We start from the raw sequence: 22,298 nt of genomic DNA on the forward strand, positions 1-22,298 counted from the left end.
AGACTGAACTCCCCTTCCCCTCGTTCATGCGGAAGGAATTGGGGGGTTAGGTTGTGGCGTGATAACGTCCGATGATACCGGTCGAACCGCCCCGCGACCAGCACCAACCTTCTTGCCACTCGCGCGCCAATCACGGACAGTAAATTCACCATGAACGAAACTCCCGCCAGCAACAGCTACGACGATGTGCCCTACGACAGCTTCGCGTACCCGCAGACGCACCCGTCGCGCCTCGCGACGATCGCCACGCTGTTCGGCCTGACGCCCCCGGACGTCGCGAAGTGCCGCGTGCTCGAACTCGGGTGCGCCGCGGGTGGGAACCTGATCCCGATGGCGGAAGCGTTCCCGGACTCGTGGTTCGTGGGGGTCGATCTCTCGGGGCGGCAAATCGCCGACGGCGAACTGGCGCTACGGAAATCCGGCCTCACGAACGTGAGCCTCCGGCACGCGAGCATCGATGACATTGATGAGACCTACGGCCACTTCGACTACATCCTGTGCCACGGCGTGTTCTCGTGGGTTCCGCCCGCGGTGCAGCAGAAAATCTTCGACGTGTGCGCAGCGCACCTCACGCCCACGGGGATCGCGTACATCTCGTACAACACGTACCCCGGCTGGCACATGCGCGGCATGATCCGCGACATGATGCGCTACCACGCTTTCCGGTTTGATGGCCCGGATCAACGAATCGGCCAGGCGCGGGCGCTGCTCGATTTCCTCGCGCAATCGACCGAAAAGGACGCCGGCGCGTATGGCGTGCTGCTGCGATCGGAACTCGACCTCCTGCGCCACCAGTCCGACCACTACCTCTACCACGAGCAGCTCGAAGAGTTCAACGAGCCGGTCTACTTCCACCAGTTCATGGCGCGGGCCGAAGCGCACGGGTTGCGCTACCTGGGCGAATCGCGCATCAACACAATGGTAACGGGCAACTTCGGACCCGAAGTGCAAAAGACGCTCGCGGTTCTCGCCACGGACCAGATTCAAACGGAGCAGTACCTCGACTTCGTGCGCAACCGGACCTTCCGCGAAACGCTCCTGGTGCGATCCGAAGCGGTCCCGAACTGGGCCATTGTGCCCGAGCGCGTGTACGGCCTTCACGTCGCGTGCAACGCGAAGGTGAGCGGGCGCGCGGTCAATCTCACCACGAACGCTGCCGCGCAGTTCCAGAGCCGCAGCGGGATGGTGATCTCCGCGAGCGGGGCCGTGTTCAAAGCCGCGATGCTAACACTGATTGAAGCGTGGCCGGGAACGATCCCGTTCGTGGAACTGCTCCAGCACGCGGGCGCGAAACTCGGCCGGATCGCGACCAACGACGACATGCAGACGCTCGCGCTCGGGCTACTGAACGCTTACATCTCTTCCGACCTGCTCGAACTGCACGCAGCGCCCGTCTCGTTCGCGCGCACGCCGGGCGAAAACCCGGTCGCGCTGGTTCACGCTCGCGTGCGCGCTGCGGGTGGTCAAGCTTCGGTGACGAATCGGCGCCACGAAACGGTGAAGCTCTCCGACATCGCCTTTCGGCTCGTTCCGCTACTCGATGGCACACGCGACCGGGACGCTTTGGTGGGATCGCTGGCGGCACTGGCAGTCGCGGGAGAACTCACCGTTCAGCGCGCCGGTCAGCCGATCGCCGACGCGGACGAACTCCGAACCGCGCTCACGGCTACCCTCGGCCCCACTCTGGACGCCCTCGCACGCGACGCTCTGCTCATCAAGTAACGACGAACCCGATTTGGCGGAGCAGTTCAGCGGTCAACACGAACGGCTTCGCCGGAATGCTCTCCAGTCGGAAGCGTGGGAGCAGTTCGCGCGACGCAACCGGCTCCGGTCGATCGAGCCAGCCGCACGACCACGCGAGCAACCCCACGAGCGCCTCCGGCTTCACGCCCGCGGCGCGGAGCGCGGAGAGTCGCGTGTCGCCGTGCCTTTTGGCCAAGCGCCGCCCGTCTTCGCCCACCACAAGCGGTATGTGGGCAAAAGCGGGTGGCGCTAAGTCAAGTGCGCGATAGAGGAGCAGTTGTCGCGGGGTGGACGGGATGAGATCGTCGCCGCGAACCACTTCCGTGACGCCCATCGCCGCATCATCAACCACCACAGCGAGTTGGTACGCCGGTCCGCCCCCATTCTTCCACACCACGAAGTCCCCGCCCGCGTGCTTCAGATCGATGTGCTGCTCGCCGGCGAACCGGTCCGTAAACGGCAAATTCTCCGTCACGCGGAAGCGCCACGCGAACGGCCGGCCCTCTTCACGCAACTTCAGCGCGTCCGCGACGCAACGATGCGCACACGTCCCCGGGTACGTCACCTCTTCCCCGGCGTGCGGCGCGCTCGCAGCGGAAGCGATGTCCGACCGCGTGCAGGTACAGGGGTAAACCAACTCGTTCTGTTTGAGCACTTCCAGCGCGGCTTCGTAGTGCGACAACCGCTCCGTTTGGACCGCCGGTTCGCCGTCCCAATCCAGTCCGAGCCAGTGCAGGTCGTGCATCGCTTGTTCGGCCGCGCCCGACTTGATGCGAGGGGAATCAATGTCCTCGATACGAAGTTTGACCGCCCCGCCCCGCGCTCGCGCCGACAACCACGCGACCAGGTACGTGCGCGCGTTCCCGACGTGCTGCGCCCCCGTGGGCGAAGGCGCCAGGCGCCCTGCAAAGAGTGGAAGTGAAGGGGCAAGCGGGTGAAGGGGTGAAGGAGACATGGTCGCACGCGAGTAGTTGGGCGCTGGTTGTTCTACAAGTGCGTGGCCCGGGACGCGGAACAAGATCGGCTCCGCGAACCCGACCGGCCCGCCCTCCAGATCCCGGTCACTGTCAACGCGCCGGAGTTCACTTCGGTCCGCGCGCCCGTAACGACCGGCGCCCGCGCCGGGACGTTACGAGCTACTCCCGCCCCTCGGTGCGGTACGGCTTGCCGCTCTTGTAGAGCTTCACCCGCGCCAGAGCGTTCTCCCGGCTCCGGCCCGCAAACGTTGGGAACTCCAGCGCCTTCGATTGCCAGCGCACGGCCTCGTCGAACCGGCCGCTCTCGGCGAGGGCCGCGGCCAGGTTGTCGATGCAGTTCGGGTCGCCCCACTCGGTCAGTTCGCACGCCCGGCGCGCGTCGCGGACTGCCTCGGCCCCGTCCCGGTGCTTCTCCTCCGAACAGGTGGCCCGGAGCCACGCCCGCCCCGCGAACGCGCCCGCGTGGTTCGGGTCGAGGCGGATGACCGACCCGTAGTCCTCGAGCGCGCCAGTGTACTCTTTGCTCAAGTGCCGGGTGACGGCCCGGCCGTAGTGGGCCGCCGGGTCTTTGGGGATCAGCCGGATCGCCTCGGTCCAGTCCCGGTCGGCCTTCGCGTGCTCACCCTGTTCGGCCCACGCCGCCGCGCGCCGGAGGTAGTGCGCGCCGGTGCGCGGTTGGGCCTCGATCAGCCCGGTGAAGAACGCCACCGCGTCCGTTAGGGGTACCACTTCTCGTGTGTGTACCCACCCGCGCTTGCCCCCGGAGCGGATCAGCGCCCAATCGCCCCGGCGCTCCTGAACGGTCACGACGACCTCGGTGACCTCACCCGCACTGACCCACTTCCCATCCTCCACGAACCCGAACGTAACCCCCGCGCGCTTCACGACCACCTGTCGGTCGGCCCCGACCTCGTCCGCTCCCCGGACTACCGGGGCGGTGCAAACGACCAGGATTGCCAGCCACCGTCGCTCTGCCATTCGACGTGCCTCCGGGCGACTCCGGTGTGGACCGCGCCTATAGATCCAGCGGACCCTCGAATCCAGTCGAGGTGCCGTTCCGAGCTTTCGCCGCGCCCGAAAGAGCCGCGCGATTGGCCCGCGGGACAAGAAGTGATTTGATCGTTCGAGAACCGTGTGAAGGTGGTGAACGGCTCGTGCCGGAGGCAAACTGGGCGAAGCGCTGCCGAAAAGCGGGGTCCGCGTGCGCCGGGCGCACCGGGACAATTCCGAACGCCGGGGCGGGAATAGATTAGATTAAAATTTTCAAAATCTTTAGAGTATATGAGCAGGCGGTTTTCCGCCGCCCGCGCTCGACGGCTCACTAGGAAAAACAATGGCGGCCTGGAAAGTCCTGATTATCGGCGTTCTCGCCTGCGCGTGCCTGGCCCTCGCGCTGGCCACCTTGCTGGTCACGATATCTCACGAAGGCGGCCAGCGGTGGGCGTGGCTGGCCGGCCTCCTCGCGGCCACCATTTGCGTGAGCACGATCCTTGCGTTTTTCATGAGGCACGCGAGCGGCTCCCTAGACCTGAAGACCCGCGGCTCGCGGAATTGATGATCGCCAGCCCTTTCCGCGCGGACCGAAACCCGTTGTGAACGCCACGAGTCACGGCCCCCAACCGTGACCGAGAAAACCAGAAGCGCCCGCGGCCCCGGCACCAACACCTCGTCCGTAACCACCTGCTGCGTCGAAATTGCGGTGTTGAAATCATGGCGCAAGCGAACGGCGCGGCGTAAGCCCGCCGGTGGTTTTAGCCACTACCGGCTGGCTTACGCCGCGCCGTTCGCAAGGTTTCAACGCAACAAGTCGAAGTCAGAACTCCCGCCGCGGCCCCGATCGCCCCGTCACCGGAATCAGTAGCGCCGCGGTACCACTCAGCCGTAGAGCGATTCGGCCCGGTTGAACATCACCCACGACGTCAGAATCAACTTGTCCTCCGACCGCGGGACGCACCCCTTGTGCGTGTGCGTGAACCCGGCCGGGGCGATCACCATCCGGCCGCGCTCGGGGGTGATGCTGCGGCCCTGATGGAAGAACGCGGTCTCGCCGCCCTCCGTGACGGTGTTCAGGTAAAACATGAACAGCAGGACGCGGTGGAGCGTTTCGCAGGAGGCGTTGCGCGGGTAGATTTCCGAGTGCCAGTGGTGGTAGCCGCCGACGCCCTTCAGGTACTTTTGAACGAGGATGTTGCCGGGCCGGTAGAGCGTCATCATCAGTTGGCCGGCCTGGAGTTCGGTCAACTGGCCGGCGACCAGATCGGCGGGCCGCCCGGTCACCGGGTCCGGGACCGCGGCCGAGATCGCCCCGACCAGCATGGTCTGGTACTTCAGCACGTAGCGCACGAGGTGCCGGAGCGTCGCGTCGAGCACCTGAGCATGGAGCGCGGCCCACTCGGGATCGGTAGTGATGTTCAGATCGTAGCTGTCCTTCTTGGCCAGATCGACGCCGTAGCCGGTGCGCCCGCGCGCCTTGCGCCCGCTGCGCTCGAACGCCGCGATGATCGCTTCGCAAAGCGCATCGTCCAGGGCGCCGTCGTAGGTCTCGATGAAATCGTCCACTGTGCGGCTCCGGTGGCGGTCCTTCGATCGCGGTTCCACTCACGATTCTACTGCCGAACACGCGACCGAAGCGAATCCCCGTATACTAAGAGCATGGAGACCGGCCCGCGCACGATCACACGTCGCACCCACCCGCCGCGGTACGCCCGCGTCGCGGCGGTTTTGGCATGTCTCTTGGTATTCGGTCTCGTGTCGCCTCCCCCGATCACCTTCGGGGAATCGAGCACCCCGGCGCGTGAATCGGCGCCGGACGGTGAGGCGGGCGGGCACGAACCGAAAATGGTTTGGGCCGCCCGAACCGTCCGGGTCGCGCCGGGAACCGGTGTGCCCCTCGCTTTGTACCAGTCGGCTTTGTCCGGTCCGATCACCCACGCGCCCGCTCGCGCGGCTTCTGCCGGCCCGAGTCCGGCCCCGTTCCACCTCCGCTGTTAGCCGGCCCGCTTCTTCGTTCGCTCCCCAGGCACCGGGCACGTTCCCGGTCGGGGTTCCACGACCCGAAGAGGACGAGTCATGATCTTTTCCGCCGCCGGCGCGCCGGTCGACGTCCACTGGGCGTGGACCGCCGCCGGGTTGCTCGCCGTTCCCGCGCTGGTCGCGCTCAACGGGTTCTTCGTCGCCGCCGAGTTCGCGCTCGTCGCGGTGCGCCGGACCCGCGTCGAGGAACTGGTCCGCCAGGGGACCGTCGGGGCGCGGGCCGCGCTCGACGCGGTCGCCCACCTGGACCGCACCATCGCGGCCACCCAACTCGGCATCACCCTGGCGAGCATCGCGCTCGGGTGGGTCGGGGAGCCGGCCCTCGCCCGCGTGGTCGAGCCGCTCGCCGGCGCGGTCCTGCCCGGCGCGTGGGCCGCGGTGGGCGCCCACGCGATCGCGTTCACCGCGGCCTTCGCGCTCATTACGTTCATGCACGTCGTGTTCGGGGAACTGATCCCGAAGACGCTCGCGCTGCAGGCGCCCGACCGGACCTCGCTGTGGGTGGCCGCGCCGCTGAACCTGTTCGTCCGGCTCACGCGCCCGTTCGTCGCCCTGCTCAACGGCACCGGGAACCTGATCCTCCGGTGGTGCGGGCACGCGCCGGCTGGGTCGGAGGGGAACGTTCACTCGGTCGAGGAACTGGCGCTGCTGATCGAGGAGACGCGCGAGGCGGGCGCGCTGTCGGCGCAGCAGGCCGAGTTCGTGCGCAAGGTGTTCACCCTGTCCGGGCGGCGCGTGCGCGACTGCATGGTGCCGCGCGAGAAGATGGTGGCGCTGGCCCTCGGCACCCCGCCCGAACGGGTGCTGGACGTGGTGCGGGCGGGCGCGCACACGCGGATGCCGGTGTACGACGGTGACCTGGACCGGGTGATCGGGGTGGTGAACACGAAGGACCTGTTTTACCTGTTCAGCCTCAAGGGGCTGGTAGTGCTCGAGGACGCGCTGTACCCGCCGCTGTTCCTGGAGCCGGACGGTACCGTGGCCGACGCGCTGGAACTGTTCCGCAAGGAGCGCCGGCCGCTGGCCGTGGTGCGGGACGGCGCCGGTAAGGTTCTCGGCCTCATTACAATGGAAGACGTGTTAGAGCAGATCGTGGGACAGATCGAAGACGAACACGACCGACCGACGCCCCGCCTGCGCCTCGGCCGCCGATCCGGGCACACCCGCCGGAGCGGATCGTGACGGCCCGGGCACGCGGGCACTGTAAAACGTTCTAAGCACCGATACTCTCCAGGGAACCGCGTATGACATCGACGAACGAGCCGACGGGCGCCCCGCCGCTCTCCTCGGGCGGGGCCACATTGCCGCGCGACCTGGCGGCCGGGTTGGTCGTGTTCCTGGTCGCGCTCCCCCTGTGTCTGGGGGTCGCGCTGGCGTCCAACGCGCCGCTCTTTGCGGGCGTGGTGGCGGGCGTCGTCGGCGGGATTCTGGTCGGCCTGTTGAGCGGGTCGAACACGAGCGTGAGCGGCCCGGCCGCCGGACTGACCGCCGTGGTCGCGGCGCAGATCGCCGGGCTGGGGTCGTTCCCGGCGTTCCTGATGGCCCTGGTTCTCGCGGGGCTGATCCAGGTCGTTCTGGGAATCGCCCGCGGCGGGTTCATCGCCGCGTTCTTCCCGTCGAGCGTCATCAAGGGCCTGCTGGCCGCGATCGGCGTCATCCTCATTCTGAAGCAGATCCCGCACGTCGTGGGCCACGACGCGGACCCGGAAGGGGACATGGCGTTCCAGCAGCCGGACCAGCAGAGCACGTTCTCCGAACTGGCCGAGATCGTCAGCGACCTGCACCCCGGGGCGGCCGTCATCGGCCTTCTTTCAATCGCCCTGTTGGTGATTTGGGGCCGGTGGAAGGTGCTCAAGAAATCGCCGGTGCCCGCGCCGCTGATCGTGGTCCTCCTCGGTGTGGGTCTGAGCCTCGTGTTCCGCGAACTGGGCGGCTCGTGGGTGATCGAATCGAGCCACCTCGTTCAGGTGCCGGTGGCGGGCAGCGCCGCCGAGTTCTTCGGGTTCCTCCAGTTCCCGGACCTCTCGCAGTTGGCGCGCCCGGCTGTTTACATGGCCGCCCTCACGCTGGCCGCCGTCGCGTCACTGGAAACGCTCCTGAACCTGGAAGCGGTGGACAAGCTCGACCCGCGCCGGCGGGCCTCGCCGCCGAACCGGGAACTGATCGCCCAGGGCGCCGGGAACGTGGTGTGCGGGCTGTTCGGCGGGCTGCCGGTCACCTCGGTCATCGTCCGCAGCTCGGTCAACATCCATGCCGGCGGGCGCACGAAGCTGGCGACGGTGGTCCACGGGGTTCTGCTCCTGGGCAGCGTCGCGCTCCTGGGGGCGTGGTTGAACCTGATCCCGCTGTCGTGCCTGGCGGCGATCCTGCTGGTCACCGGGATCAAGCTCGCGAGCCCGGCACTCGTGCGCCAGATGTGGGCGGAGGGCCGGGCACAGTTCCTCCCGTTCGCGACAACGGTGGTCGCCATCGTCCTCACCGACCTGCTCGTCGGCGTCGTGATCGGGCTGGGCGTCAGCGCCGCCTTCATCCTGTGGAGCAACGCGCGGCGCCCGATCCGCGTCATCGTGGAGCGGCACCTGAGCGGCGACGTGGTCCGCGTCGAACTGGCGAACCAGGTGAGCTTCCTGAACCGCTCGGCGCTGGCGGACGTCCTCGACGCGGTGCCGGCCGGCGGGCAGGTCCTGCTGGACGCGACCGGCACCGATTACATCGACCCGGACGTCCTCGAACTGCTCCGCGACTTCGCCGAGCAAACGGGGCCGGCCCGGGGCGTGTCGGTCAGCCGGGTCGGGTTCCGCAGCCGCTACCGGCTCGCCGACCAGACCCAGTACGTCGACTATTCGACCCGCGAGTTGCAGACCGCGGTGACCCCCGCACAGGTGGTGCAGATCCTCAAGGACGGGCACGAGCGGTTCCACACCGGGCGCCGGCTGACCCGGGACCTGGGGCGCCAGGTGGAGGCGACCGCCGCCGGGCAGCACCCGCTCGCCGTGGTCCTCAGTTGCATCGACTCGCGCACCCCCGCCGAGCTGATTTTCGACCTGGGGGTGGGCGACGTGTTCAGCGTCCGCGTCGCCGGTAACGTGACCAGTCGGAAGGTTCTGGGGAGCATCGAGTACGGGTGCGCGGTGGCCGGGGCGAAACTGGTCGTGGTGATGGGGCACACGCGGTGCGGGGCGGTGGGCGCGGCCGTGGACCTCATCTGTTCGGCTCAGACCGCCGCCGAAGCCACCGGGTGCCAGCACCTGGACCACGTCATCACCGACATCCAGCGGTCGATCGACCCGCACACCTGTCGGGGCGTCGAGCGCCTGGCGCCGGCCGAGAAGCGGGCGTTCGTCGACGCGGTGGCCCGGCGGAACGTGCTCCGGGCGGCCGCGGAACTACTCGACCAGAGTGCGACGCTGGCCGAGCTCGTGAAGCAGGGGCGGATCGCGGTCGTCGGGGTGCTGTACGACGTCGCCACCGGCGGGATGGAGTTCCTGCCGGAGATTGGGGGCGCTGCGCCGCACGCAGAATCGGGGGCGCGGGACGAGACCCGGGAGAATTAAGGCGTGCGGACGGGTGTTCTGTTGCCGGGTCGGATGAACCCGCGTGTCAGGTGGAGTGGCCCGCGGTACGTGATCTCGTGTTCCTCGTACCGTGCGGCGACACAGCGGAACTGTTGAACCTGACGAAGAGAAGAGCCAGGAGCGCGAACCGTTCGCGAAACCAAAAAGTGATTCAAGCGGCCCGGCGCAACAGGACGGCATCCCGTTTCTTGCGCCGGGTCGGGTTGGGACGCGGTTCGGAGCAACTGAGGGTATACGCCCCGCACATCGGACACGGCCGGGATTCGAGTGCCTGGCGTTCGTAGTCCGTCAGGTGTCCCGTTCGTTTCCACGTCAGGGTGCAAGATCCGCACGAAACAACCCAGTTTCCCACAGTGCCCACGGCAATCACCGCTTTATTGTTATCCGCGTGCGCGGGTTAATAGCGTGGGCGCCCGGGCCAGAGCGGTTTATCGGGAAAACCCCGAAAATCGTGCCCGACCCACACCCACCAGACCGCCACCGGAACGCCCTCTTCGCGGTGAACTACTAAAGTTGGTAGTTCCACCCGCCCGAAGACCCCGGCGTCGGCGGGGAGTCCGTCCCCCACGAACACGAACGTGCGCCCGCGGAAGGCTTGCGCGTCGGCCAGCGGGTTCGGGTGCCACACGTCGTACTGACTGTGCCGGTCGGCCATTGCCAGCCCGAACGAGTACGTCTCCGGGTGCCCCGTGCAGTACACCCCGAGTGCCCCGGGCACGTTCCACACGGTGCCGGCCACGAGCGGCTCCTCGCCCGTTTCCGCCTGAATGCGCGCGCGGATCGTGTCCACCTCGCGTGCGAGCGTTTTCCACCCGCGGAGGCGCGCGGTCGGGTCGAGTTTGCGGATCGGCGTCGGGTCTTTTTCCGTCGGCGGCCCCGCAGCCGAAGCGAGCGCGGAGCGCATCAGCCCCGGGTAATGCACGAGGGTCGAGAGCGCGAGGCCGACCGCGACCCCACCACTCACGAAGCGCGCAACGAACTTGTGATTCCGCCCCCCGAGCTGGTCGCGCACCCACGCGACGCACAGCACGAACCCGGTGACGTAAGCGGCGGCGGGCCAGTTGATCTGCCCGGACGCTTTGAAGCTCGCGACGGCGAACACGCACCACACCGGCACCGACGTCCACCACAGGAACGCGACCGCCGGGTCCGCCGCGCGCCGGGCGCGCCACGCGGCCGCGACCCACACTGTGAACCACACGCCAATTAAGAAACCCGCTTGACCGACCGCGAACGTGAGTGGACCGAACCAGCGGATGCCGCTCCCGCCGGTCCCCGCGGCTTGCGTGCCGACGTGCCGGAACGTCACCCAGTCGTTCGCCCAGTTCCACAACAGGACCGGTACCAACCCCGCAGCGGACCCGAGCGCGAACACCCAAAAACCGGGGTGCTTCAACTCGTCGCGCCGCGTGAACAACAAGTAACCGAACACCCCGCACGGGAGCAGTACCATCGGGTACTTCGCGAGCACCCCGAGTGCCGAACAGACCGCGGCGAGCAACCACCAGGGGAGGGGGAAACCTACCCCCCCGGCCCCCCTCCCTGAAGGGAAGGGGGAGCAGGCGCGCGATTTCTCTGTGCGTGCGGCTACGTCAGTCGATAATTCCTTCTCCCCCTTCCCTTCAGGGAGGGGGGCGGGGGGGGTAAGTTCCCCCCTCTCCAACCCCTTCCATACGCCGATCGCGGCCCAGCACCAGCACGCCAGGAACGGCGGGTCGATGGTCATTAGCACCGCGCCCGCGATCACGGGCGGGAGCGTCATTGCGAGTGCGACCGTAGCGAGTGCGGCGCGGTGGCTCTTGAGCGTCGAAGCAGTCAGGACGTACCACCCCGCGAGGAGCGCCGCGTGACACGCGATCGCGGGCAGGCGCACGGCGAGCATCAGAGACCCGGTGAGCGCCTCACTCGCGGGGCCGAACAGTTCACACGAAGCCCGGATCAGCCACGCGACCAGCGGCCCCTTGCTGTAGTAGCTCCACGCGAGGTGGCGCGACCACTGCCAGTAGTGGGCCTCGTCGGGCGATAGATCGAGCGGACAGTTGAAGGCCAGGTACACGAGGTGGAACACGACCGACGCGAGGATCAAGCCGAGCGCGATCCGTTTACAGGCGCGGTCGGTAAGTTTCCCCGCGAACGAATCCGTCGCCCCGGCGGGCACCCGCACGGCGATCGGGTTCAGACTTGGCACCATCGGCACGGCCCCATTGTTGCAACTGCGCTCGGAACCGAAGTCGATAAACCCTGGGGCCGAAACCGTCAACCCGAATCGCGCCGCCCTCCGAGCTTCCCACCGCGCGCGAAACCACTTATCATTCCACTAGAATCACGAACCCGTGCGAACCGAGCCAGTGCCCGCGGGCACTGTTAATTCACCTCATTTATTTCAGGAAGCCGACCCCGTTATGCCGCCTGCCACAAAAGCTCCGTCCGTGAACCCCGAAGAACTCTCGCTGGGCGACCTGCAAGCCGAAGCCGAAACGATCCGCAAGCGGATCAACCGGTTCCGCGAGTCGCTCGGCCGGTTCTTCGTGAACAAGCAAGAGATCATCGACCTGATGTGCGTGGCCGGTGTCGCGCAGGAGCCGCTCCTGCTCATCGGCCCGCCGGGGACCGCGAAGTCCGACATCGTGGTGAAGTTCAAGGACGCGCTCGGCATCGAGCAGGGCGACTACTTCGAGTACATGCTCACGCGGTTCACCGAGCCGAGCGAAATCATCGGCGCCATCGACATCAAGGAACTGCGCGACGGGAAGTACATCCGCCGCAAGGACGGCAAGCTGCCCACCGCGAAGCTCGTGTTCCTCGACGAAATCTTCAAGTCGAACTCCGCCATCCTGAACATCCTGCTCACGATCATCAACGAGCGGAAGTTCTACCAGGAGGGCAAGCCCGAACCGGTGCCGCTGCGGATCATGTTCGCGGCGACCAACGAGATCCCCGAACAGGGCGAACTCGCGGCCCTCAAGGACCGCTTCGTGCTGAAAGTGCAGAGCCGCAGCGTGCAGGAGGAATACTTCTCCGAACTCATTGACGCGGGTCTGCAGGGCGAAGCGTACAAGGGGCTGAACCAGAAGCCGTGGGTCGAGGGACACGCGACGCTCGACGACTTCCTGAAGGCGAACCGGTACATGACGCACCTGTTCTCGCGCAAGACCGGCGACGGGCGCGGGGAGGAGGAGAACGACCGGCACCGGTTCTTCCCGGCGGACGTGTTCAAGGAGTTCCAGCGCCTCGTGAAGACGCTCGTGCGCGAGGACAAGATCTTCATCAGCGACCGCAAACTGGTGAAGCTCTACAAACTGTTCCGCGTGCGGTCGTGGCTGTTCAGCGGCGGCGCGGTAACGAAAGATGACCTGCGCCTGCTCGCCTACCTCGGCGAAACGCACCAGGAAATCGAGCACCTGCGCACGAAGGTACCGGAATACCTCGGCGACGCATAGGAACGCGCATGGCCGAAGTCACCACGTTCGCTCACGGCTACCACTACGGTGATTACTCCGGCGTGATCTTCTACGGTCCACCCACGAACGGTTTTTGGGTGGACCGACTCGCGGTGAGTGACTGTTACATCTCCCCGCTATTCCACGCAGTTCTTGATCGTGCGTGGCGGGAAAGCGGCGGAGAATCCGTCCCGCGCGTGGCATCCGAGTGGAACACGTTAACCGGTTGGGCAAATCTCGGAGCGGGCGTTGTCCCCCTTCAATCCGTGGATGCAGAAGATATTGCTCGGGCATTTACGACCGTGAGCGAGTCGGACCTCGCACAACACGTCACGGGCTCGACGATTGAGGAGTGTTTGGCTTGTGCCTGGACTATTCAGGAATTCATTTGCGCGCGGCTGACCGAAAGCTCGATCGTTTACATTGAGAGCGACTGAGGCACCGTCGCTCAGTTGATTTTGCGAACGGCACGTCGCAAGCCGATTGACTTCCACCGCGACGAAACGCCACCGCCAAGAATTTCGCGAACCTCCCCCGCCCTTCCCTGTCCATTATCCCGAACGCCACGAGCGGGTCGCACCCAACGCGACGAGCTTACAAACACAATCCCTTGCTCAGGGAGAGGTCACAGGTTCGACTCCTGTTCCGTCCACTTACGGGCGGGTAGCTCAGTGGTAGAGCGCTCAGTGCCAATTGCTCGCACAACTCGTGCGGCGCGATCGCGGTGTTCACTTGCACTTATTCGGGTACAGCCCGTACCCCACTGTGGAAGCGTACAAACAGTTAACCCGACGGTCGCAGGTTCGACTCCTGCCCCCACGCCCTCAAAAGCGTGAGGTAGCTCAGTGGGTGGAGCTTCGGATCAAGTTTTCACCGCTTCACGAACTCGTGCGGGCTTATTTTGTGATTACTTCAGAGATTGTCCGTACCCCACAAGGAAAGCGTACAAACCCTAAGTTTCAGCACGCGAAAGCGTATGCGGGTTCGAGTCCCGCCGTCGCCCGGGCACGGGCGATGTGGCGAAATGGCAAACGCACTGAATAAAAAGTTGAACCGCTTCCCGAACTTGTACGGACGATATTTTTCGATCACTGAAACCAACCCGTATCCGATCTCAAACGGCGTACACACTTTTCCGGTCTTGAACCGGCAATCGGGCAACCGATTCGTGGGTTCGAATCCCACCTCCACCTCTGACGGTGGAGTGGCCGAGTGGTCGAAGGCAGCCGCTCCGCGAGGAGCAAAGTGTCCCTCACGGGACTCGCCGGTGGAACTTGTACGGGTGGATCTCTTACGGCCGCGTCAGCGGCCGTTTTCGTTGACACGCAGCGAGTTAGAAGGAGGCTCTCACATGACGATGACGAAGACCGAGGCGGATTTGCGGCTGTCGATGCTGAACAGCCTCCTCACCTGCCCGCACCGGCGGTTGGGCTTGGTTCACCCGCTGCACGCGGAACTCGTGAAGCAGGACCCGCGGTTCTACGTGCGCCTCGCGGCGTGGTACGCGGACCACGGCGACGTGCGCGACCACAAGGAAATGTTCATCGTCACGCTCGCGTTGAGCGACTTCCCGGGCCACCGCGACACCGGTCTGGCGATGCTGCGTGAGCTGCCGCCGTACCAGGTCGGCCGCGTCATCGACTTCATCCACGGTCGCAAGGAAGACGTCGCGATCGAAGTGGACCGCAAGCCAGACGACGTGCCGGCGACCGCGTTCCGCCCGAAGATCGACCGGAAGGCGTCGCGCGGCAAGAAGCCGGGCAAGCCGAAGCTCGCCGAAGGCGGAACGGTTACGCTCACGGACACCTTCGGGCTGTTCCGCAACGTGCCGCGGTCGCTGAAGACGGAGGTCGTGCGCTACCTGCGCGAGCGGGAGGCGGACGCCGACTGGTTCGATTCCACCGCGATCACCGCGCGCAAGACGCTGAAGCGGCTCTACGCGCTTCTGCACGTCAAGCCGGGTCCGCGTGCGCAGGCCGTGTTGTTCGACGAGCGCCCGCCGGAGGGGTCGAAGCTCGCGGGCCTGAAGGATCTGGCGAAGGCCGAGACCGCGGACGAGCAGGCCAAACTCATCGCGATCCACAACATCCCGTTCCGGGTGGCGATCGGGCTGGTGAAGGCGGTCAACCCGAAGGTGCTGACGGCGCTCGTGGGCCGGATGTCACCGCAGGAGGTCATCAACAACCTCGACATGCTCCGCAAGCGCGGCGCGTTCGAGGACACCGGCGTGAAGGCACTCATCGAGTCGAAGCTGGAGTCCGCGAAGACGGCGACCCGGGTCAGCGCGTTCAAGGCCGAGAAAGCGCTGGAGTCGGTCCCCGTGAGCGCGGCGGTTCGGCAGAAGCTCGAAGCGGTCGCGGACTCGCAGGTGAAGGCGCGCGGGCGGATCGCGCGGCCGACGGCGCTGCTGATCGACAAGTCCGGTTCGATGAGCCAGGCCATCGAGATCGGTAAGCGGCTCGGGTCGCTGTTGGCGGCGGTCGCGGACAAGGAGCTGTTCGTGTACGCCTTCGACTCGATCGCGTACCCGGTCGAATCGGCCGGGCCGGAACTGTCCGCGTGGGAGCGGGCACTGACGGGCATCACGGCGGGGGGTAACACCTCGGTCGGGGTGGGCATCGACCAGCTGCGCCGGAAGAAGCAGCGGGTCGAGCAGATCGTCGTCGTCACGGACGAGGGCGAGAACGCGGAGCCGCGGTTCGTGCCAGCGCTGTTGAAGTACCGCGAGGAACTGAAGACCGATCCCACTATTTGCTTCGTGAAAGTTTCGGGGGCGACCACGCAACTGGAAGACGAGTGCAAGAAGGCGGGGATCGCGGTGGACGCCTACCAGTTCAACGGGGACTACTACGCGCTGCCGAACTTGGTCCCGCTGCTCGCCCGCCCGAGCAAGCTGGAACTGCTCCAGGAAATCCTGGAGTACCCGCTCCCGGTCCGCCGGGCGGGATGATGCTTGGCGAAATGCCAAGCCCAACAAACACCAGGGGTTGAAACCCCTGGCTATTACCGGTGACCCCGTTGGGGTCCGAAGACAACGCACGTGACGTTTTCTTGCTGACCCCGAAGGGGTCACCGGTAATAGCCAGGGGTTTCAACCCCTGGTCCGTTTCCGCGCGCTGGTGTACCATCTCCCTCACGTCTCCTCCCGCCTCATCCGCCTTTCTCGCAAGGTGCCTCATGGTCCGTTCGTTCGTAACCGCCCTCGCGGTCGTACTGGCGCTGCTCCCGGGTTCGCGCGCGGCCGACCCCAAGCCCATCGAACCGTTTAACGGTAAGGATTTGAAGGGCTGGAAACTCAAGGACGAAAAGAGCAACAAGTGGGAGGCGCTCGCGCTCGGTGCTGTGGACCTCGACCCGAAGAACCCGTCGCAACTCGCTCACACAGGTGTGTCCAACACGGTCACCAAAGACACAGTGCTGGTAAACATGAAGGGCGGCTGCGACATTTACACCGAAGCGAAGTTCGGCGACCTCACGCTCGAACTCGAGTTCATGGTGCCGAAGGGGTCGAACTCGGGCATCTACCTGATGGGCGAGTACGAGGTGCAGGTGCTCGACAGCTACGGCAAGCCGGACGACAAACTCACGCAGGGCGATTTGGGCGCGCTCTATAGTGCGGCAGCGCCGAAGAAGAACGTGAGCAAGAAGCCGGGCGAGTGGCAGAAGTTCGTCATCGAGTTCCAGGCGCCCAAGTTCGAGGGCGACAAGAAGACCGCGAACGCGAAGTTCGTCAAAGTCACGCTCAACGGCACGGTCCTTCACGAAAACGTCGAGATGAAGCAGCAGACGCCCGGCGGTTTGACCGGTAAAGAACACGCAACCGGCCCGCTGATGTTCCAGGGCGACCACGGCCCCGTCGCGTTCCGCAACATCAAAATTACCCCGAAGAAGTAAGGTACGAGAGATGGGAGATCGGGCCGATCGGGGGAAAACCCTCGGATCGGCCCGACTTTTTCCATCCGCCCTCGCCCCTGACCCCTGACCCCCGCCCGCCATACATTTCCAGTACGCATCCCACCCGCCGCCAATCGAGACCGTCATGAGCACCGAAGTCGAATACAAACCGGGCCTTGAGGACGTTCCGGCCGCGAAATCCGCGGTCAGTTTCCTCGACGGCAAGAAAGCGGTGCTGGAGTACCGCGGCATCCCGGTCGAGGTGCTCGCGAAGGAGAGCAGCTTCGAGGAAGTCTCGTGGTTGCTCATCAAGGGCGATCTGCCCACGCAAAAGCAACTCGCCGAGTTCGATCACGACCTGCGCCAGCGCCGGGCCATTCACTTCCGACTCAAAGACCTCATCAAGTGCATGCCGGCCGACGGGCACCCGATGGACGCGCTGCACGCGACCGTCGCCGCGCTGGGCATGTTCTACCCGTCGCACACCGTGGGCGACCCGGCCAAGAACTGGGAAGCGTCGTGCCGGCTGATCGCGGCCATGCCGACGCTCGTCGCGGCGTTCGCCCGCACGCGCCGGGGCGAAGAAATCATCGACCCGCGGAGCGACCTCGACCACGCCGGCAACTTCTACTACATGCTCTTCGGCAAGGAGCCGTCGCCCGCCACCCGCAAGGTGCTCGATGCGTGCCTGATCCTGCACGCCGAGCACCAGATGAACGCGAGCACGTTCACCGCGCGCGTCACCGGGTCCACCCTGGCGACGCCGTACCAGACGATCGCGTCCGCGATCGGGTCGCTGTCCGGCCCGCTCCACGGCGGCGCGAACGAGGAGGCATTGCGGCAGTTCGAGGAGATCGGCGGCCCCGAAAAAGCGAAGCCGTGGATCGAGGCCAAGCGCGCCGTGGACCCGAAGTACAAGGTGATGGGGCTCGGGCACCGGGTGTACAAGGTGAAGGACGCCCGCGCGACCGTGCTGCAGGAGATCGCGGAGCACGTGTTCGCCGAAACGAGCCGGCCGAAGGCCTACGAAACGGCCCTCGAACTGGAGCGCATCTGCGCCGGCATCTACGGGCCGAAGGGCATCTACCCGAACGTGGACTACTACTCCGGCGTGGTGTACCAGGCGCTCGGCATCCCGACCGACGTGTTCACGCCGATCTTCGCCATCGCCCGCGTCGCGGGGTGGCTCGCGCACTGGACGGAACAGCTCGTCGGCAACCGCATCTTCCGCCCGGAACAGATTTCCATCGGCAAGACGGACGTGAAGTACGTCCCGCTCGAACAGCGCGCGTGATGATCCAGTGAACCCCGCCCGCAAGGGCGGCGGGTCGTGGCCAGACTAACCCACCGCTCTTGCGGGCGGGGTTCATTCACGAAGGAATTCGCCCCGATCGCGTTTCGCCGGGGCGCTCGCAGGATTCCGAGCCATGTCTCGTCTGTCAGAAGCGCTCGAACAGATCGATTTCGCCCGGCGCTACACGCGCGAGCGCGTCGATACGGTTCCGCTCGCGGACTGGTTCACGGTCCCGCCCGGTGGCGTTTCGCACATGGCGTGGCAGGTCGGGCACACGGCGTCGTCCGAGTACCGGCTCTGCCTCGAGCGGCTCCGCGTGCGCACGACAGGCGATGAGGTGCTGATCCCCGACGGGTTTCTCAAGGTATTCAGTCGGGAATCACTGCCCGCAGCCGTGACCGGCTACACCGCTGAAGAGATCCGCGCCGTCTACGATCGCGTTCATGCCCGCGTGCTGGAAGAGTTGGCGGGCTACCCGGACGCGGACCTCGATTTGCCGCCGCTGAAACCGCACCCGCTGTTCCACACGCGGATCGCGGCACTGCGCTACGCCCCGCTGCACGAGATGATCCACTGCGGGCAGATCGCGATGATTCGCCGGATGCTCGGCCAAGCGCCCATCTGGTGAACCCGGAGCGATCCCCGCATATCTTGTAAGGTGGGCACGGTCCACCGTTTTTCGTTTCTGGTGGGCCGCGCCCACCTTACGGAACCCTACCATGCTCGACGCCGGATTCATTCGCGATAACGCCGACGCGGTCAAAGCCAACTGTAAGAACCGCGGCGTGTCCGAGGTTCCCGTTGACCGCGTGGTCGCGTTCGAGACGAAGCGCAAGGAACTCGCCCAGAAGCGCGGCGAAACGGCGGCGAAGAAAAACGCAATTAGCGCACAGTTCGTTCACGCCAAGACGCCCGAAGCGAAGCAAGCCCTCAAGGACCAGGCTGCAGCCATCGATAAGGAAGTGGGCGTCATCGACGACGAGTTGAAGATCATCGAAGGCGACCTGCTGCTGAACCTGTACCAGATCCCGAACATGACGCACCCGGATGCACCGATCGGGGGCGAGGCCGCGAACAAAGTCGTCACCCAATCCGGCGAACCGCGCACGTTCGACTTCAAAGCCAAAGATCACGTCGCGCTCTGCGAATCACTCGACCTCGCCGATTTTGAAGCCGGAACCATCGTCGCGGGGCAGAAGTTCTACTTCCTCAAGAACGAAGCCGCGCTACTCGAAATCGCTCTCGTGCAGTACGCGATGCAGACCGCGGTGAAGGCCGGGTACACGCCCGTCATCACCCCGGACCTCGCGCGCGTCGCCGTGCTGGAAGGCATCGGCTTCATGCCGCGCGACCCGAACCCGGAAACGCGCCAAGTCTACACCGTCGCTGATACGGACCTGTGCCTCGTGGGGACGGCCGAGATCACGCTCGGCGGGATGCACATGGGCAAGGTCTTCGACGAGTCCGAGTTGCCGAAGCGCTACGTCGGGCTGTCGCACTGCTTCCGCACCGAGGCCGGGGCTGCCGGGCGCGACACCCGCGGACTGTACCGCGTCCACCAGTTCACGAAGGTGGAAATGTTCGCGTTCTGCACACCTGAGAACAGCGACGCGATCCACCAAGAGATCCGCGCACTCGAAGAGCAGATCTTCAACGGTTTGGGGCTGGCGTTCCACGTGATCGACACCGCAACCGGCGACCTCGGCGGACCGGCGTACCGCAAGTACGACCTCGAAGCGTGGATGCCGGGGCGCGGCGAGGGCGGGGCTTACGGCGAGATCACCAGCACGTCGAACTGCACTGACTTCCAGGCGCGCCGACTGAACATCCGGTACAAGGGGAAGGGCTTCAAGGGCACGCGCTTCGTTCACACGCTGAACGGCACCGCCGTCGCGTGTACGCGGGCACTGGTCGCGATTCTGGAGAACTACCAGCAGGCCGACGGCTCGGTGGTGATCCCCGAAGCGCTCCGCCCGTGGGTCGGTAAGGACGTGATTACTGCGCGAAAGGCGTGAGCCATCAGGTGCGGAACACGTTCGCGCCGCGGACCGATCCGCGGCGCAAATGGCTAAATAATTCGATGTGCGCGACCCGTCACTTGGGCGCCCGGCGAATGCCGTTCTCGCCCGCCGACTCGCGCCGGCCGACTACTTCTTCTGGCCCCCGGCGCGGATCGGCCGGCGAGCCGACCGGCACGGGCGCCGGAACTGGAACCGGCGGTTCCTTCGGCTGCGTACCGCGCTTCAACGATTTAATGTACGCGACCATTGCGTTCAGATCCGCGTCGCTCAACAGTTCCGCATCGTAAGCGGGCATGACCGCGTCCCAGCCCTCCACCACCTTCGCGCGCGGCTTGCGGATCGACTCGACGATGTACGTTTCATCCACGAGTTGCGTCCCGCCGCCCTTGATCGCCACTTTCGTTTCATACAGACCTTCGAGTAGCGGCGCTTTGGCCGTCGCCGTTGCACTATGGCAGTTCACGCACTGAAACTTCAGGAAAAGCTGCCGCCCCTTGAGAGCGAGCGTTCCGTCAACGGGAGCGGGAACTGGAACTGGAACGACTGGGCTCGCGGCCCCGTCCTTCGCGAACCGCTCGTACTCGGCCGCGGCCGTCACGAACGCGGTGCCGATGCGCTCGCGCGAGTTCCACAGCCCGAAGGCACCCGCGCGCATCGGCTTGATTGCGGCGGTCTTGTCGCGGCCGTCCCCGACCGTGAACGGGAACGCCGGTATTGCGAGTTGGTTTCCCCCAACGGATAAGCCCTCTTCCCCTTCGCGCGCGAGGGAGAACTTTACCGCTCGGCCGACGGGCAAGTGGAGCTCGTTGCGCTCGCGCCGGCCGCTCGGGTGCTGGAACGTCCACGCCTCGTTCGCGCCGGCAATTGCGAGTACATTGAGCGCGTTCGGGGCGCCCGCGTCGATGGGTTCCGCGGCCGGTAGAACGGCCCGCGGCGCGGGGGCGGTATCGGTGGCGATTTCAACGAACGTCATCGGACCCGACGACGGGGGAATGACGAACCCCGACGTCGAGATTGGTGCTGACGCTGTCGTGGGAGATTGCTTGGCACAAGCCGGCACAAAGGCCAGAAGAGTGGGAAGGAGTACGCAAACGGGTCGGAGCCTGGCCATGTGCGCTCCTCAAGAACTGAGTAAATAGTAACCCCGTTGTTTATAGCACGCAACGGGGTACTGCGCAACAACTTACCTATTCTTCTTCTCTTTACTTATCCTTTTTTTCTTCCTTCTTCTCTTCATCGTACCGCTTGACGCGCGTTTCGATGTCTTGCTTCAACGGCCCGTCAGCGCTGGCCACGGCTTTCGCACCGAAATCCTTCGCCTTCGCCTTATCGCCGTTGAGGAAATGGGCTTCGGCCAGGAAGAACAGCGCGACCGGATCTTTATCGCCGGCCAGTTTCAGTCCGGCCTCGGCCGCCTTCAGCGCGGTCGGGTGCAGATCCTTGTTGGCGGTCGCGTCCGGGAATAGCACCAGCGTGCGGGTCACGGTGTTGACCAGCCCGGTGTCGTCGGCCTTGATCGCCTTCGCGATCAGCTCCTCGGAGACCTTCTTCACGTCTTCGGTCTTCTTCGACTTCACCAGCGAGCCGAGTCGCGCGCTGTGGAAGTACGGGATCGCGGACAGCGCCGGGTGCTTCTTCTCGAACGCGCCTAGCGCCTTGAGGAACGCCTCGGGGTCTTTATCGCCGGTCGCCTTGAACACCGCGTTGACATCCTCCTCGATGGCCTTGATGCCCTCGAGATCGGCCGCGGCCCACGTGCCGGCGACGACCTTCGGCAGAACCACGTCCAAGTACATCGGGTGCCCGATGTACGCGATCTTGCCGGCCTTGTCGACGACGAAGCAGCACGGGATGCCGCTCTGCCCGGCGGCCGTCATCCACGCATCGTAGGTCTCGCGGTTATCCGCGAAGGCAAAGGTGTAGCCCAACTTCGGGCCGCGCTTCTCGACGAGCGCCTGCACCTTTTCGAGCGGGTTGTTGGCGTCCTTCGCGCTGAATCCGATGAACGTGACGCCCTTGTCCTTGTACTGCGTTTGCAGTTCGCCCATGTGCGGCATCATGACGATGCACGGCCCGCACCACGTGGCCCAGAACTCCATCACGTAAGTCTTGCCCGCGGCGAACTCCTTCACCTCGGCGCCCTGGAGCCACTTGGTGGCCTTGATCGTCGGGGCCTTGTCACCGACCTTGAGCACCGCTTCCGGCTTCTTCGGCGGATCGGCCTTCGGCTTCGTGTCCTGTCCCGAAACGGGAGCAACCAGCCCCGCGATCGCGGCAAGAGCGAACAGTTTACGCACGATGACACCCCTTGTGATGTAAAT

17 protein-coding genes are annotated in these 22,298 nt (G+C 65.6%); 11 read left to right on the forward strand and 6 right to left on the reverse strand.

What is annotated here, in order from left to right; translation table 11 throughout:
- The first annotated feature begins 150 nt into the window (after positions 1–150).
- Positions 151–1,722, forward strand: a complete 1,572-nt coding sequence (locus J8F10_RS35695; protein WP_210662796.1) for a methyltransferase regulatory domain-containing protein — start codon at positions 151–153, stop codon at positions 1,720–1,722.
- On the opposite strand, the gene gluQRS is transcribed toward J8F10_RS35695, so the two are convergent.
- Positions 1,715–2,698 carry a tRNA glutamyl-Q(34) synthetase GluQRS gene (gene gluQRS, locus J8F10_RS35700; RefSeq protein WP_210662798.1) on the reverse strand — a complete coding sequence of 328 codons (984 nt, stop codon included), beginning with the start codon at positions 2,696–2,698 and terminating at the stop codon, positions 1,715–1,717. The genes J8F10_RS35695 and gluQRS overlap by 8 nt on opposite strands.
- Positions 2,699–2,879: 181 nt before the next feature.
- Positions 2,880–3,698, reverse strand: a complete 819-nt coding sequence (locus J8F10_RS35705; RefSeq protein ID WP_210662800.1) for a tetratricopeptide repeat protein — start codon at positions 3,696–3,698, stop codon at positions 2,880–2,882.
- A gap of 355 nt (positions 3,699–4,053) precedes the next feature.
- On the opposite strand from J8F10_RS35705, the gene J8F10_RS35710 reads away from it, so the two are divergent.
- A complete protein-coding gene (locus J8F10_RS35710) occupies positions 4,054–4,275 on the forward strand; it encodes a hypothetical protein (protein WP_210662802.1) in 222 nt (73 codons plus the stop codon).
- Positions 4,276–4,595: 320 nt separating this feature from the next.
- Here J8F10_RS35710 and J8F10_RS40490 read toward each other — a convergent pair whose 3' ends face one another.
- Complete coding sequence (locus J8F10_RS40490) at positions 4,596–5,279, reverse strand: 2OG-Fe(II) oxygenase (protein ID WP_210662803.1); 684 nt, start codon at positions 5,277–5,279, stop codon at positions 4,596–4,598.
- Positions 5,280–5,789: 510 nt separating this feature from the next.
- On the opposite strand from J8F10_RS40490, the gene J8F10_RS35720 reads away from it, so the two are divergent.
- Both J8F10_RS35720 and J8F10_RS35725 read left to right on the forward strand, forming a co-directional pair.
- Entirely contained in the window at positions 5,790–6,935 is a 1,146-nt protein-coding gene (locus tag J8F10_RS35720; protein ID WP_210662805.1) for a hemolysin family protein, read from the forward strand.
- Between the two features lie 62 nt (positions 6,936–6,997).
- Positions 6,998–9,307, forward strand: coding sequence for a bifunctional SulP family inorganic anion transporter/carbonic anhydrase (locus J8F10_RS35725; protein WP_210662807.1), 2,310 nt, complete (start codon positions 6,998–7,000; stop codon positions 9,305–9,307).
- A gap of 418 nt (positions 9,308–9,725) precedes the next feature.
- Here J8F10_RS35725 and J8F10_RS35730 read toward each other — a convergent pair whose 3' ends face one another.
- Positions 9,726–11,519 carry an ArnT family glycosyltransferase gene (locus tag J8F10_RS35730; RefSeq protein ID WP_210662809.1) on the reverse strand — a complete coding sequence of 598 codons (1,794 nt, stop codon included), beginning with the start codon at positions 11,517–11,519 and terminating at the stop codon, positions 9,726–9,728.
- Positions 11,520–11,730: 211 nt separating this feature from the next.
- Between J8F10_RS35730 and J8F10_RS35735 the strand changes: the two genes are divergently transcribed.
- From J8F10_RS35735 to serS, 7 genes are all read left to right on the forward strand, one after another.
- Positions 11,731–12,768, forward strand: coding sequence for an AAA family ATPase (locus tag J8F10_RS35735; RefSeq protein WP_210662811.1), 1,038 nt, complete (start codon positions 11,731–11,733; stop codon positions 12,766–12,768).
- Between the two features lie 8 nt (positions 12,769–12,776).
- On the forward strand, positions 12,777–13,205 hold the full coding sequence (locus J8F10_RS35740; protein WP_210662813.1) for a hypothetical protein: 429 nt from the start codon (positions 12,777–12,779) through the stop codon (positions 13,203–13,205).
- Positions 13,206–14,119: 914 nt separating this feature from the next.
- Positions 14,120–15,718 (forward strand): hypothetical protein, encoded by a 1,599-nt coding sequence (locus J8F10_RS35745; RefSeq protein WP_246524767.1) that lies wholly within the window; start codon positions 14,120–14,122, stop codon positions 15,716–15,718.
- Positions 15,719–15,945: 227 nt separating this feature from the next.
- Complete coding sequence (locus tag J8F10_RS35750) at positions 15,946–16,662, forward strand: 3-keto-disaccharide hydrolase (RefSeq protein WP_210662815.1); 717 nt, start codon at positions 15,946–15,948, stop codon at positions 16,660–16,662.
- Positions 16,663–16,807: 145 nt separating this feature from the next.
- Complete coding sequence (locus tag J8F10_RS35755; RefSeq protein ID WP_210662817.1) at positions 16,808–17,956, forward strand: citrate synthase; 1,149 nt, start codon at positions 16,808–16,810, stop codon at positions 17,954–17,956.
- A 133-nt stretch (positions 17,957–18,089) separates the two neighbouring features.
- Positions 18,090–18,584: a DinB family protein gene (locus J8F10_RS35760; protein WP_210662819.1), complete on the forward strand. Its 495-nt coding sequence runs from the start codon at positions 18,090–18,092 to the stop codon at positions 18,582–18,584.
- Between the two features lie 91 nt (positions 18,585–18,675).
- The gene (gene serS, locus J8F10_RS35765) at positions 18,676–19,971 is read left to right on the forward strand and encodes a serine--tRNA ligase (RefSeq protein WP_210662821.1); all 1,296 of its coding nucleotides are present in this window, start codon (positions 18,676–18,678) and stop codon (positions 19,969–19,971) included.
- Between the two features lie 79 nt (positions 19,972–20,050).
- Here the strand turns inward: serS and J8F10_RS35770 are convergent, their stop codons facing one another.
- Positions 20,051–20,950: a c-type cytochrome gene (locus J8F10_RS35770; RefSeq protein ID WP_210662823.1), complete on the reverse strand. Its 900-nt coding sequence runs from the start codon at positions 20,948–20,950 to the stop codon at positions 20,051–20,053.
- Between the two features lie 229 nt (positions 20,951–21,179).
- Positions 21,180–22,274: a TlpA disulfide reductase family protein gene (locus J8F10_RS35775; protein WP_210662825.1), complete on the reverse strand. Its 1,095-nt coding sequence runs from the start codon at positions 22,272–22,274 to the stop codon at positions 21,180–21,182.
- Between the last annotated feature and the right edge of the window lie 24 nt (positions 22,275–22,298).

The sequence above is a fragment of the Gemmata palustris genome, from assembly GCF_017939745.1.
GTDB lineage: Bacteria > Planctomycetota > Planctomycetia > Gemmatales > Gemmataceae > Gemmata > Gemmata palustris.

Bases quoted from the DNA above. Each gene is read 5' to 3' on its own strand.
- J8F10_RS35695 (WP_210662796.1), top strand. From the start codon at position 151: ATGAACGAAACTCCCGCCAGCAACAGCTACGACGATGTGCCCTACGAC.
- gluQRS (WP_210662798.1), bottom strand. From the start codon at position 2,698: ATGTCTCCTTCACCCCTTCACCCGCTTGCCCCTTCACTTCCACTCTTT.
- J8F10_RS35705 (WP_210662800.1), bottom strand. From the start codon at position 3,698: ATGGCAGAGCGACGGTGGCTGGCAATCCTGGTCGTTTGCACCGCCCCG.
- J8F10_RS35710 (WP_210662802.1), top strand. From the start codon at position 4,054: ATGGCGGCCTGGAAAGTCCTGATTATCGGCGTTCTCGCCTGCGCGTGC.
- J8F10_RS35720 (WP_210662805.1), top strand. From the start codon at position 5,790: ATGATCTTTTCCGCCGCCGGCGCGCCGGTCGACGTCCACTGGGCGTGG.
- J8F10_RS35725 (WP_210662807.1), top strand. From the start codon at position 6,998: ATGACATCGACGAACGAGCCGACGGGCGCCCCGCCGCTCTCCTCGGGC.
- J8F10_RS35730 (WP_210662809.1), bottom strand. From the start codon at position 11,519: ATGGTGCCAAGTCTGAACCCGATCGCCGTGCGGGTGCCCGCCGGGGCG.
- J8F10_RS35735 (WP_210662811.1), top strand. From the start codon at position 11,731: ATGCCGCCTGCCACAAAAGCTCCGTCCGTGAACCCCGAAGAACTCTCG.
- J8F10_RS35740 (WP_210662813.1), top strand. From the start codon at position 12,777: ATGGCCGAAGTCACCACGTTCGCTCACGGCTACCACTACGGTGATTAC.
- J8F10_RS35745 (WP_246524767.1), top strand. From the start codon at position 14,120: ATGACGATGACGAAGACCGAGGCGGATTTGCGGCTGTCGATGCTGAAC.
- J8F10_RS35750 (WP_210662815.1), top strand. From the start codon at position 15,946: ATGGTCCGTTCGTTCGTAACCGCCCTCGCGGTCGTACTGGCGCTGCTC.
- J8F10_RS35755 (WP_210662817.1), top strand. From the start codon at position 16,808: ATGAGCACCGAAGTCGAATACAAACCGGGCCTTGAGGACGTTCCGGCC.
- J8F10_RS35760 (WP_210662819.1), top strand. From the start codon at position 18,090: ATGTCTCGTCTGTCAGAAGCGCTCGAACAGATCGATTTCGCCCGGCGC.
- serS (WP_210662821.1), top strand. From the start codon at position 18,676: ATGCTCGACGCCGGATTCATTCGCGATAACGCCGACGCGGTCAAAGCC.
- J8F10_RS35770 (WP_210662823.1), bottom strand. From the start codon at position 20,950: ATGACGTTCGTTGAAATCGCCACCGATACCGCCCCCGCGCCGCGGGCC.